Below are 12,052 nucleotides of genomic sequence, written 5' to 3' on the forward strand. Positions count from 1 at the left end.
TTATAGCAGTATGTTTAAGTAAATTTAAATAGTTGAAACTGCATGACTTATCTAAACATATATCTTAGTTACATAAATTCAATATTACAACCGTGGATCGGCCTGTATACCGATAAACATCCTAAACCGTATTTACTCCCTGCCGGGATGTTTGCCACGCTCATTGGTATTGGACTGATGGCAACAGCAGGCACTTATCACAGCCTACTTTTTTTGTGTTGTTACGCGTAACCAAATGGCTGGTTAAACAAGCACCAGTACAACGCCTCGCCAGTCAACGTGCTATGTCGACCTTGACGCGTCAACAGGTGATTCAGGCCATGGCAGTGATCTGTATTTTACTATTTGCCAAGTTTATTTATATCGCAGCCATTACCAACTATTTTACCTTTTACCTCATTGAAAGATTCAATGTTTCAATTCAAACCTCTCAGCTCTACCTATTTATATTTTTAGGCGCTGTTGCACTCGGTACTTTTGCAGGTGGTCCAGTCGGTGACCGTATCGGACGTAAAGCCGTGGTTTGGGTGTCTTTTCTGGGGATTGCGCCATTTGCCCTGATGCTGCCTTATGTCGGCCTAACGGGAACTGCCATTCTGGTGATTATCATTGGTCTAGTGATGTCTTCAGCTTTCTCTGCGTTGGTGGTCCATGCTCAGGAAGCAGTACCCGGTCGGGTGGGCATGGTCGCGGGCTTAATGTTTGGACTGATGTTCGGCATTGGCGGAATTGGCGCAGCAGGTTTAGGCCATTTGGCAGATACACATGGCATTGTCTGGGTCTATAAACTTTGTTCTTTCTTACCTTTATTAGGTTTTATGACTGCGTTATTACCCAACACTAAAAAGTAATTTTTATCTTCCCTATCAGACAACAGCCACTCTCGGCTGTTGTCTGACCTGTAAAACATTAAAGTGATTCAGACCTAATCTATTTTAATAAAACACACGGCTTCACCAGACTGAATCGGCGGCTCTGCAAATGGCACAATCACAATACAATTGGCAGCAGCAAAACCATCGATCTGAAAAGCTTGTTGTGGAATGATCTGTAGCGAATATTGACCATCTGCTTCAAACTGGTAGCGTCCCCATAATAATGTTCTATATTTTGGATCAGGCTCAAGCTGCTGGTCGATCCTGCCTTGCAAATACAAATTCTCAAAAAAATCAGGATCATGCTTATTTAAAATATATTTTACAAATACGTGCATCAACAACGCAACATCATGCATTTTGCCAGGTAGGCTGATAATTGTCGTTCGATCTTCAGTGATCTCTGTACGTATTTCCCTTAACTGCCCACGTTCACCATAACGGTTTACGACCTGAGTGAGTCTAGGGCTTCGGTCATTACTCTGAAAAATCCGGAATTCACTGGCTGGCACACAACAAGTCGTAACGGGACCATCACCATTGCCTTGATAAAAGTTAGCCAGCTTTGAAAGCCCTAATCCAGAACCATAAGGATTTAAAGGTGACCAGCATAAAATAATGTCAAACTCAGGAATTTGCTCGTCAAAAAACTGATGATATTCGTCCCAATCGGAAGTCAAGCTTCCATCTAATGCGGGATGTCCAGCTTCTTGATGGTAATTAAATGCCCTGTCATAACGTGCCGGTTTATGCGGTTTAATCTCAACCTCGCCATACCCCCATGTTTTTAGCAAATCTTTGAGGTATAAGCATTCTTCACTGATTTCCCCCGCTTGATCGAAAGGAAACATATTAACAATCAGGATTTTAGGGTGTCGATAAATAGAAAGCTCTGTAATACCCGCACGTCTGAGTGCGACTAAGCGTTCAGGTGTAATTTTCTGGCTTTTTGCAAGGATTAAATCGCCTTGTTTAAACACACTGCCTTGTTGAATAACACCTTGCATCGGTGCAATTGTTTTTTTTATTTTTACATTTTCAATATCAGAGAAATCTAAGCGCTTATCCTGTTCTAAAATAATGGCATTTATCCCTTCAGGAAGTCTGGTAAATTCAGGAATCTTGATTATATATCCGTCCAGATCGAGTTTATAAGGATTAATAGAGTGATATAACTGTTTTTTCCAAAAATATATCCCTTTTGCAACGATAGGATTTTTTAAACTTTCCTGCTGAGTGATATTCGAATCAATGCCCCAGCCTTCATAGGCAGAAAAATTATGCAGGGGAAAATCTTGTAATGCATAAAGATCATCGGTATTGATCTGATTGAGTGCATCATCCAGCTTAACCCGCTGTTTTACATTTCCTTTTGGCAAATATTGATGAATGCGGTAAAAGGCATCCGTTAATCTACAGGGAAGGTTTTCAGGTACAGGCAATCGATTGAACATCTATATTATTCCACAACGTACTGATAAAGTGAGTACGACTCTATTATTTATAATGATAAAATATGACAGCTTTTTAAAATATAATTATCCCTTTATACTGAAGAATAAAGATATTAAAGAAAAAGCCCCAGCAAAAAAGCCAGGGCATTTTAAATGATTTATTACAAAAATAACGCTTAATATATAAGCACTTAAAACATATATTTTTATAGCATTGAAGGTAATTTAAATCATTCAATAATCAAATCTTTGGCAGGGATACCCTCACCATAAACAGGTTTTAAAGTTTTTTCATAAGCTTGATGAATAACCCCCTCTTTAGCCAACTTTTCTAAATCCTGGTTTAACCAATCCAGCAATTCTTTATTGCCTTTTTGTACAGCAGGTGCAATTAAATCTTGCTCACCCAGATTGGTAATGCCGACGGTGTAATTTGGATTTTCTTTCGCCCAAGCCAGTACCAACAGATTGTCATGCGCCAAAGCAGCACCGCGACCATCTTTTAGCGCATCAAAGGTTTCGGTATTTTGCTCATATTTTTGCAGCTTAATTTCAGGATGTTGTTTGCTAAAGAAAGAATCTGCTGTGGTGCCCTTATTTACCAATAAAGTCTGATCCTTTAATTGAGCAATATCAGTAATCGGTTTATTTTTTGGAGACACCACACCTAAGGCAACTTTTAAATAAGGCTTGGCAAAATCCACCACTTGCTTACGTTCAGGGGTCACGGTGAAATTGGCAAAAATAATATCGACTTTATTGGCTTTTAAATATTCGACACGATTGGCAGCTTCAGTCAGTACAAACTGAACCTTGTTTTCATCTCCCAATAAATCCTTGGCCACATGCTTGGCAATTTCCACATCAAAACCCTGGTTTTTACCTTGCGCATCCAGATAACCAAAAGGAGGCTTATCGCTAAATACCCCAATACGTACCACACCATTTTTCTTGATCTGTTCAATACTGGAAACCTGAGCTGAACTATCCGCTGATTTTTCTGCCGACTGTGGGGTCTTGTTACATGCGGTGAGCCCCAGACTGAATACAGAAGCCAGCAACAGTTTTTGAATATTTGAGAATGTTATTATCTGCATATCGTTACCTCTATTTTTAACCTTTTCATTTATGTTATTGCTTCGCTAAATCGACATCTAAAAAGATATTAGGATTCACTTTTTCACCGTAAATCGGCTTTAAGGTTTGGTCATAAATCTTTTGAACTTCGCCCGTGCTGCGTAGCTGTTTGATTTCATCATTGAGCCAGTGCAGCAATTGGGTATTGCCTTTTTTCACACCTGCGGCGATAAAATCTTCATTGCCAATCTGTGGAATACCGACTACATAATCCGGATTCTTGGCAGCCCATGCCAAAGCATAGGTACTGTCTTGGGAAATCGCATCACCCCGACCAACGATGAGGGCATTAAACGCATCGGTATTTTGTTCAAACTTCAACAAATTCACTTTCGGATAGTTTTTAGTGAAATAGCTGTCCGAGCTTGAGCCTTTATTCACAATTAAAGTTTTGCCTTCCAGACTTTTCACATCGGTAATAGCTTTGGCTTTAGGTGAAACAATGCCTAGTGATGCCTTTAAATAGGGTTGGGAAAAATCAACCACCTGTTGACGTTCGGGTGTCACAGAGAAGCTGGCAAAGACCACATCGACTTTGTCTGACTTTAAAAATTCAACCCGATTGGCTGACTCTGTGACGACAAACTGGATTTTATTTTCATCTCCGAGCAAATCTTTGGTCACACGCTTCGCCAAGGCGACATCGAAGCCCTGATTTTTGCCTGCACTGTCCACATAACCAAACGGCGGGTTATCCGCGAATACCCCAACCCGTAGCACATCATTTTTCTTGATCTGCTCCAAGGAGCTGTCTGCGGTACTATTTTTGGGTTCAGATGAAGCCGGTTGATTACACCCTGTTAATATGCCTGCCACCAGCACACAGCTAATGCCAAGACTTACGTTTTTTATTTTCGATGTATTGCCAGATCGTCCGGCGATTAAATGTAATCTCATCACGTCCTCTGATTGCTTTTAATAATTCAAGATATTTAAAAAAGTTTTGGCCCGTTCCGTCTGCGGATGCTGAAAAAAATCCTCAGGGGTGCTTTGCTCGATAATCTGGCCCTTGTCCATAAAAATAATGCGATCTGCCACTTTGCGAGCAAAGCCCATTTCATGCGTAACAATCAGCATGGTCATGCCCTCTTGTGCCAGTTTCAGTACCACATCCAGCACTTCGCGTACCATTTCCGGGTCTAAAGCCGCAGTAATTTCATCCAGTAAAATGACTTTGGGCTGCATTACCAAGGCACGGACAATGGCAATCCGCTGTTTCTGCCCACCTGATAGATTAGATGGATAATCATATTTACGATCCAGTAGACCCACGCGCTGTAATAACTGATCTGCCAGTTGTTCCACTTCTGCGCGTTGGCGTTTTTGTGCTTTTAGCGGACCCAGCAGAATGTTATCAATCACATTCATATGCTTGAACAGTTCATAGTTCTGAAACACCATGCCAATCTGCTGACGGACGCGATCCCAAGGCAACTCCTGCCCAAGCACACCCACATCTTTGAGCTGAATTTCTCCCTGCTGAATCGGTTCCAGCCCATTGATACAGCGCAACAAGGTGCTCTTTCCACAACCGGATGGCCCCAGAATCACCACCACTTCACCTTGTTGCACATTCAGATCAATGCCATGCAATACCTGACTTTGCTTATAAAATTTATATAAATGCCGTATCGATAACAAAGTCATGCGTTTTCCCACACTTTTTCTAAATGCGCTGCTAAAAGCGATAATGGATAACAAATAAGGAAATAAAGAATAAAGATAAAACCGTAGATCCATAATGATGCGCTAGGGACCGTCAATAATGAATTTTCAATAATCTGCTGCCCTACCTTCAGCACTTCCACCATACCGATCAATACTGCCAGAGAGCTGGTTTTGATCATTCGAGTAAACAGATTCAGTGCGCCCGGGGTGACCCGTTTTAAGCTTTGCGGAAAAATCACATAAACCAGAGTTTGTACATGATTTAGACCTACGGCATAAGCTGTATCACGTTGATGCTGATCGATCGAAGTGATAGAAGCACGAACCAGATCTCCCATTTCCGCGGTTCCCCATAAGGTAAAGACAAAAATACAGACCCAAAATGATGACAACTGCCAGTTAAACCATGTCGCCAAACCAAAATAGAACACAAATAACAGCACCAGAATCGGCACAATCCGAATGGTTTCCAGATAGAAACGGCACAGGATCTTGACCAGCAAATTTCTGGAAGTCATGATCACCCCAAAAATAGTGCCGAAAATGGCAGATAAAAATACCGATAAAAAGGCAATTTCAATGGTTTGCAACAAGCCATACAGTAAACGCTCGACATGGCTCGGTTGAAATAAATACTCAAGTCCCATGGCTCACCTTACGACTGCGATATTCCAGATAACTGGTCAGTGCTGAAACGGGTAGCAAAATCATCAGATAAGCCACGATTAACAGAAATAAAGCTTCAGTGGTTTTGTAATCCATCCCGATCAGGTCTTTGGTCACAAACAGAAGTTCTACCACTGCTATGGCACTTAAAATCGAGCTTTCTTTAATCAGGAACAAACAGTTTGCGCCAATCGCAGGAATGGACAGCGATAACGCTTGGGGAAATACCACATATTGAAAGACTTGCACGGCGTTTAATCCTACACTTCTGGCCGAATCAATCTGCCCTTGCGCAACAGACTGTAAACCCGCACGGAAAGCTTCTGCCATGTAGCTGCCGCCAAGAAAAGTCAGGCCAATCACACCACAGCTAAAACCATCCAGTTTGATGCCGATCTTGGGCAAACCGTAGTAGAGAAAAAATAGCTGAATGAGCAAAGGAGTATTGCGGGAAACCTCGATATAGATTTTGACAATTTTATTGAGTATCCGGACCTGATATGTGCTGATAATGCTACAGATCAGCCCAAGCAGAATAGAGAGTACGATACCGATAAAGGAGATTTTTAAGGTCATGAGGGTGGCCGCATAGAACTGCGGCAGCACACTCTGTATATACTGCCAATCCAAAGAAAACATCCGAATGAAAAATTGATTCTTTTGATAAATACATTGTGGTTATTTATCTTTGGATGAGTCTAATCTGGTTGAAAATTCACATAAAATATTATTATTTGCTAAGCTTTTCTGAAATTCGGATGATGGGTTTTTAGCTAAGTAAAAAATAAAAGAGTGACGATGTTTCAGATTAAATACCGCTATTCTTAAATAAAAAATCATTTTCCAACAAGAAAATGCAGTTAAACTATAAAACTCATTCGGCATGTCACCATTTTAAAAAACAACCATTTTTGTCATATATTTTATGGCCAAGGAATACGGACAATGTATTAAAAAAATACCATCCTAAACAACCTTTTTCTTCGTCCATTTTATCCACTGATGTTTCTTTAAGTAAGGCAAGTTATTCCTCTGGTGAACGTGTTAATTGATCTCATGCAAAATCATGTGATTACAACACACGCTTTCAGACCTATTTCGTGACTGGTCAGCCGATAAAAATGATTACTCACTTAAAGTCTGTGAGCATGTACTTGCTCATAAGCGCCCTGATAAAGTAGAAGCAGCATACTTATGTTGGGCATATCTTGAAAAACGTAAAGGCCTAATGGCTGATTGGGCTATGTTATTTAACCCATAAAAAATAAACTGCATGAAAATAATACTTCTGCTTTTTGGGAGCAGTAGCCCAGGTATATTTATTTTATAAATTAAAAATAAGCTATTAATAAAATTAAAATTTTAATCAAGATTAATTTTTTTATATTTGGCACAATCGGAGACTAACTGGTTAGTTTTGGGGTAGTAAAATTTCCTCATCATCGACTCCGTAGACTGATCCGAGTCATTGTTCATAGACACTAATTATATTGATATGATGCCTATGAATAACACAAAAAAGTTAGCTCAAATTTAACCTAACAGCCACCCAAAAGGCTGAGTCACTATCAGTTAAGATTTAAGCTAGTAAGAATTATCACATAAATTTAAAATCAACTAAGCAATTGATAATTTCCAAGAATTTATTTTTTTATCCTTAAAGAAAGATAAAAAATCCTCTAAAGACCCTTTAAGATTTTCTGATAAATAAATACTATTATTTAAAAGTTGTACTATTTCTTTCATAAATTTAATCAAATCTTCATTCTCGATAAAAAATTCATCTTCATTATTAGAGCTATCAATTAACTTACCAAACACTGGCATATTTTCTAGTTTAGATCTATTTAATTGTGAGAACAATGCGCTAAAGCTACCCAAATAAAATGACTTGGTTTCATTTTCATCATTATAAACAATAATCGAAATACCCATTTTAACATCCTAAATCAATCAAATATAAACACATTGCCTTTGCCTAAAATTTCCTCAGACTTAATTATTAACTGAGAAAATCGCTCACTATCGCCTCTTTGATAGTAAACCTGTGCTTTGACACCTTTAGAAGCAGCTTCCGTTTTAATTGCTTTTAAAGCCATTTCTGTACTCTGCCAAACTTTATCAGAACTATTTTTTCCCGGTCCCCCAACTAAGATTAATTCACCATTTTTGCCGATAATCCATACATCTTCTCAGATTATAGTTCCATTTACTGTATGTGGTATTGCTGCAATTTTTCTATCTACAATTGATGCAACAGCAGCTTCCCGTTCTAAACTCAAACGTTCATTTCTATTTAAGCCTCTTAAATCTACAAAAAAAGTTATGAGAAAATTAGGTTTTGACTGGCTGAATCAATTCGAACTCGTTCCCTCCTAAAGGCTTTCAGTTAAATTACCTCCATCTAAAGAAATGAGAAGAATTAGGCCTATATTCTTGTTTTCAAACTAGTCGATCCTGTCACGATCTATTACAATCACTTCTTTTTTGTTCAGCGCATCTTATTTTGAGTAACTCTTCCCCCCAATTAAAACGTGGACTAAAAAACCGTCATATCCACCTGATCGCTATGGGCGGTGCGGTGGGTACAGGTCTGTTTTTAGGTTCTGCTCAAGTGATCCAGTCTGCTGGCCCTTCGATTATTTTGGGCTATGCCATCGTTGGTCTGATCGCATTTCTGATCATGCGTCAAATGGGTGAAATGATTGTAGAAGAACCTGTCGCAGGCTCTTTTAGTTATTTTTCACAAAAATATTGGGGAAGATTTGCTGGTTTCTTATCCGGCTGGAATTATTGGGTCGTCTATATTCTGGTCGCAATGACTGAGCTGACAGCCATTGCCAAATATGTCCATTATTGGTGGCCACATATTCCAGCCTGGATCTCGACCTTATTTTTCTTCATTGTGGTGACCTGCTTAAATCTGGGCAATGTGAAGTTTTACGGCGAATCTGAATTCTGGTTAGCGATTATCAAAGTCGTTGCTGTCATTTCCATGATTGTGTTCGGTTTGTACCTGTTGCTAACTGCAGGAGCTGATTCGACGGCCAGTTTCACCAACTTATGGCAACACGGCGGATTTTTCCCGCATGGTTTCTCCGGTTTGTTTTATATGCTGGCCTTTTTAATGTTTGCTTTCGGTGGCATTGAACTGATCGGTATGACGGCTGCTGAAGCAGAAAATCCTGAAAAAAGTATTCCGCAAGCCATCAATCAGGTGATCTTCCGGATCTTGCTTTTCTATGTCGCTTCACTTGCCATCATTATGTCACTCATTCCATGGAATCAACTGGATTTGGGCGGTCTGGATAAAAGTCCTTTCGTGATGATTTTCAGCCAGCTCGGGATTAATTGGGCAGCGCATTTACTTAATTTTATTATTTTAACCGCCGCACTTTCAGTCTATAACAGTGGCATGTATGCCAATAGCCGCATGTTGTATGGCTTGGCTGTCCAAGGTAATGCTCCCAAAGTATTTGCAAAAGTCAGCACACAAGGTGTGCCTATGCCTGCGGTGATCTTTTCTTCTGTGCTGATTTTTGGCTGTGTATTACTGAATTATTTTGTGCCTGAACAAGCCTTAAGCCACTTAATGTATATGGCGGTTGCAGCGCTGGTCCTAAACTGGGCCATTATTAGCTTTACCCATTTAAAATTTAAACGTGCCATTCAGGAACAAGGCAAAACCGTCAAATTCCCGGCCCTATTCTCACCCCTGAGTAATTATCTGGTTCTGGCATTTATCGTGATGATTTTATATATCATGTGGATGCAAGGCTTTAAGGAATCAGTGATTTTAATTCCGGTCTGGATCATGTTTATGTTTGGATTATTTAAATTCTTGAAATGGAATAAATCACTCTAATATCTACCTCACAATACGCATCTACAGTATCTTTAAAATAGACTGTAGATGCGTTATGACTTATCAAAAATAAATAAAAACAAGATAGGTCTGATTTGTTATCAGGTTAATCCATTTGCTACTATAGCCCTATCCTATTCATTGTCCGACCTAATGTCTGAACCGCAACTTTCTCTTAGCGACTATCTAGCAACCGTACAGGAAATCATTCGCCTGACCTTTGACGAGCCAGTCTGGGTGAAAGCCGAGATTCGCAATCTCAGTATCAAGGGTGGACATTATTATCTTGAACTGGCTGAAAAAGAACAGGACACCGACAAAGTCATTGCCAGCTGTAAAGCCACGATCTGGAAATTTACTGCCGCAAAAATCGTGCTGAAGTTCGAGCGTGAAAGTGGTATTGAGCTATCCAGAGATTTGAATGTACTGATTAAAATTAAAGCTCGCTTCGATCCGCAATACGGCTTCTCTGTCAATATTGAAGATATCGACTCGAGTTTTACCCTCGGTGATATTGCCAAACGTTATCAGCAAATCCTGGCCAGACTCAGCAGTGATGGTTTACTTGCTCTCAATAAAGCGCTTCCTACGCCGTTTGATATTGAACATGTATTGGTGATTGCACCCGAAAATGCGGCCGGCTTAGGTGACTTTAAGAAAGATGCCGACGCATTACAGCAAGCAGGTGTCTGCACTTTTGTCTATCACACCGCAACTTTTCAGGGAAATACCGCAGCCAATAGCATTATGGAGTCCTTAGGCACAGGGCTCCGTCAATGGGCAGCAGATTACACCATTCCGCCCGACCTGATCGTGATCATTCGAGGTGGCGGTGCTGTTAACGATCTGGCCTATTTAAATGACTATGATCTTGCGGCCCTGCTATGTAAACGCAAAGTACCGATTTGGGTCGGGATTGGACATGAAAAAGATCGAACCATTTTAGATGAAATTGCGCATCGTTCCTTCGATACGCCAAGTAAGGTGATTGCAGGTATCCGCAATTTGATCTCGGAACGTTCTGTAGAGGTGATGGAATATTTTCAAAGCATCAAATTGCTTTCGCAACATCAGATTACGGCTTATCAAAGCCAGAATGAGCAGTTGATTCATCGTATCAAGTCGCAGGCTGAGAATCAGATCAGTACCAGCCATTTGCAGCTTCAGGTTGCCAGATCAACGCTACAATATTTTGCCAAGCAGCAACTCAAAACAGCCTCGACTCAAATCGAAACCTTGATGCGGGAAACTTTATTGCAAAACCCGAGAAACGTACTCGCCAAGGGTTATGGCATTGTCCGTAGTGAAAACAAGGCGATTCGCTCTATCCATCAAGCGAGTTCATGCCTATCTATTGAAATGCAGGATGGCTATATCCATGCCCAGCTTACCGAGGTGATTGACCATGACGAAGAAAGAACTAAGCTTTAAAGAAGGTTATGCATTATTAAAAAACAATGCCGAACTACTGGAAGCGCAGGAACAACCGGATATTGATAATTTGATGAAAATTGTCGAAGAATCAATGACGGCTTATAAAGCCTGTAAATCCAGAGTCGATGCAGTGCAACAGGCCTTGAATGAAACCTTTAAGGACAGTGAGTCATAGAGAATCCAAAAGCCACTTGCTGTGATTAACAATCAGCTTTGACTCACACCTTATTTTCTTATGTAACAGTCAATTCAAGACTTAAATTAATAACCATAGGTGAATGGCAAACGGCCCAACCAATACCATCAGGATACCCGCAATCACCATGGTTAAACTGGCAATCACCCCTTCCTCATTATTACGTTGCTGCGCCCGGGCTGTACCAAAACCATGAGCTGCATTACCGAATGCGGCACCATTGGCCACAGCAGAGCGAATTTTGGTGAATGCTAAAATGGCATCACCACAAATCATCCCGACCAAGCCGGTAATTACGGTAAATAGCGACACCAGTGCAGCCGAACCATGAATATCTTCAGCGAGAATCATCGCAAAAGGTGTTGAAATTGAACGGGCCATCAAACTGTTGGTGACTTCGGGACTGAAATGAAACAGTTGTGCCATCTCATAAGCCGACATTACCCCCACACTCATGCCGACAATGATCGCGATGGATAACACCCCCAGATTTTTACGGATGGTATCGCGATAACGGTAAATAGGCACAGCAAAGGCGACTGTTGCTGGTCCAAGCAAATTGACGATCCATTGGGTATCTTGGGCATAGGTCTGATAGGAAATGCCAAAAATCGCCATCAATACAATCGTGAGCACCGGCACACTAATCGCGGGAGAAAACCACAATTTGGGATGTTTCTGATAGAGACGTTTTGCAACCACATAGGCGACCAAGGTCCAGATCAGACAGAGGATTGACCAGATATTCATATGAAAT

Annotated in this window: 12 protein-coding genes and 2 pseudogenes; 5 read left to right on the plus strand and 9 right to left on the minus strand. The window is 40.6% G+C overall.

Annotated elements, in window-relative coordinates:
- Positions 1 to 78: 78 nt before the first annotated feature.
- A pseudogene (locus JO943_RS13685) lies at positions 79 to 851 on the plus strand (MFS transporter); the annotation flags it as partial.
- Between the two features lie 74 nt (positions 852 to 925).
- Here JO943_RS13685 and JO943_RS13690 read toward each other — a convergent pair.
- The 6 genes from JO943_RS13690 to JO943_RS13715 all read right to left on the minus strand — a co-directional run bounded on the left by JO943_RS13690 (position 926) and on the right by JO943_RS13715 (position 6,430).
- Positions 926 to 2,329: a molybdenum cofactor biosysnthesis protein MoeA gene (locus tag JO943_RS13690; protein WP_202741080.1), complete on the minus strand. Its 1,404-nt coding sequence runs from the start codon at positions 2,327 to 2,329 to the stop codon at positions 926 to 928.
- Between the two features lie 230 nt (positions 2,330 to 2,559).
- Positions 2,560 to 3,426 carry a cysteine ABC transporter substrate-binding protein gene (locus JO943_RS13695; RefSeq protein ID WP_202741081.1) on the minus strand — a complete coding sequence of 289 codons (867 nt, stop codon included), beginning with the start codon at positions 3,424 to 3,426 and terminating at the stop codon, positions 2,560 to 2,562.
- A 34-nt stretch (positions 3,427 to 3,460) separates the two neighbouring features.
- Positions 3,461 to 4,363, minus strand: coding sequence for a transporter substrate-binding domain-containing protein (locus JO943_RS13700; RefSeq protein WP_202741082.1), 903 nt, complete (start codon positions 4,361 to 4,363; stop codon positions 3,461 to 3,463).
- An 18-nt stretch (positions 4,364 to 4,381) separates the two neighbouring features.
- Entirely contained in the window at positions 4,382 to 5,113 is a 732-nt protein-coding gene (locus JO943_RS13705; RefSeq protein WP_202741083.1) for an amino acid ABC transporter ATP-binding protein, read from the minus strand.
- Positions 5,110 to 5,781 carry an amino acid ABC transporter permease gene (locus JO943_RS13710; RefSeq protein ID WP_032866812.1) on the minus strand — a complete coding sequence of 224 codons (672 nt, stop codon included), beginning with the start codon at positions 5,779 to 5,781 and terminating at the stop codon, positions 5,110 to 5,112. Before JO943_RS13710 ends, JO943_RS13705 begins: the two co-directional genes overlap by 4 nt.
- Positions 5,771 to 6,430 carry an amino acid ABC transporter permease gene (locus JO943_RS13715; RefSeq protein ID WP_202741084.1) on the minus strand — a complete coding sequence of 220 codons (660 nt, stop codon included), beginning with the start codon at positions 6,428 to 6,430 and terminating at the stop codon, positions 5,771 to 5,773. Before JO943_RS13715 ends, JO943_RS13710 begins: the two co-directional genes overlap by 11 nt.
- A 417-nt stretch (positions 6,431 to 6,847) precedes the next feature.
- On the opposite strand from JO943_RS13715, the pseudogene JO943_RS18550 reads away from it, so the two are divergent.
- Positions 6,848 to 7,061, plus strand: a pseudogene (locus JO943_RS18550) (integrase); the annotation flags it as partial.
- 356 nt (positions 7,062 to 7,417) lie between these two features.
- Here the strand turns inward: JO943_RS18550 and JO943_RS13720 are convergent.
- Positions 7,418 to 7,735 (minus strand): hypothetical protein, encoded by a 318-nt coding sequence (locus JO943_RS13720; RefSeq protein ID WP_202741085.1) that lies wholly within the window; start codon positions 7,733 to 7,735, stop codon positions 7,418 to 7,420.
- A gap of 14 nt (positions 7,736 to 7,749) precedes the next feature.
- A complete protein-coding gene (locus JO943_RS13725) occupies positions 7,750 to 7,899 on the minus strand; it encodes a hypothetical protein (protein WP_202741086.1) in 150 nt (49 codons plus the stop codon).
- Between the two features lie 407 nt (positions 7,900 to 8,306).
- Here JO943_RS13725 and JO943_RS13730 point away from each other — a divergent pair, with 407 nt between their 5' ends.
- From JO943_RS13730 to xseB, 3 genes are all read left to right on the plus strand, one after another.
- Positions 8,307 to 9,665, plus strand: coding sequence for an amino acid permease (locus JO943_RS13730; RefSeq protein ID WP_202741087.1), 1,359 nt, complete (start codon positions 8,307 to 8,309; stop codon positions 9,663 to 9,665).
- A 153-nt stretch (positions 9,666 to 9,818) separates the two neighbouring features.
- Positions 9,819 to 11,096: an exodeoxyribonuclease VII large subunit gene (xseA, locus tag JO943_RS13735; RefSeq protein WP_202741088.1), complete on the plus strand. Its 1,278-nt coding sequence runs from the start codon at positions 9,819 to 9,821 to the stop codon at positions 11,094 to 11,096.
- Positions 11,071 to 11,274, plus strand: coding sequence for an exodeoxyribonuclease VII small subunit (xseB, locus tag JO943_RS13740; protein ID WP_202741089.1), 204 nt, complete (start codon positions 11,071 to 11,073; stop codon positions 11,272 to 11,274). The genes xseA and xseB overlap by 26 nt, the downstream gene beginning before the upstream one ends.
- Positions 11,275 to 11,355: 81 nt before the next feature.
- Here xseB and JO943_RS13745 read toward each other — a convergent pair whose 3' ends face one another.
- Positions 11,356 to 12,045: an LrgB family protein gene (locus JO943_RS13745; protein ID WP_005231259.1), complete on the minus strand. Its 690-nt coding sequence runs from the start codon at positions 12,043 to 12,045 to the stop codon at positions 11,356 to 11,358.
- Positions 12,046 to 12,052: the final 7 nt, after the last annotated feature.

The organism is Acinetobacter sp. 'aerobic (ED)' (genome assembly GCF_904886855.1).
Lineage (GTDB): Bacteria > Pseudomonadota > Gammaproteobacteria > Pseudomonadales > Moraxellaceae > Acinetobacter > Acinetobacter courvalinii.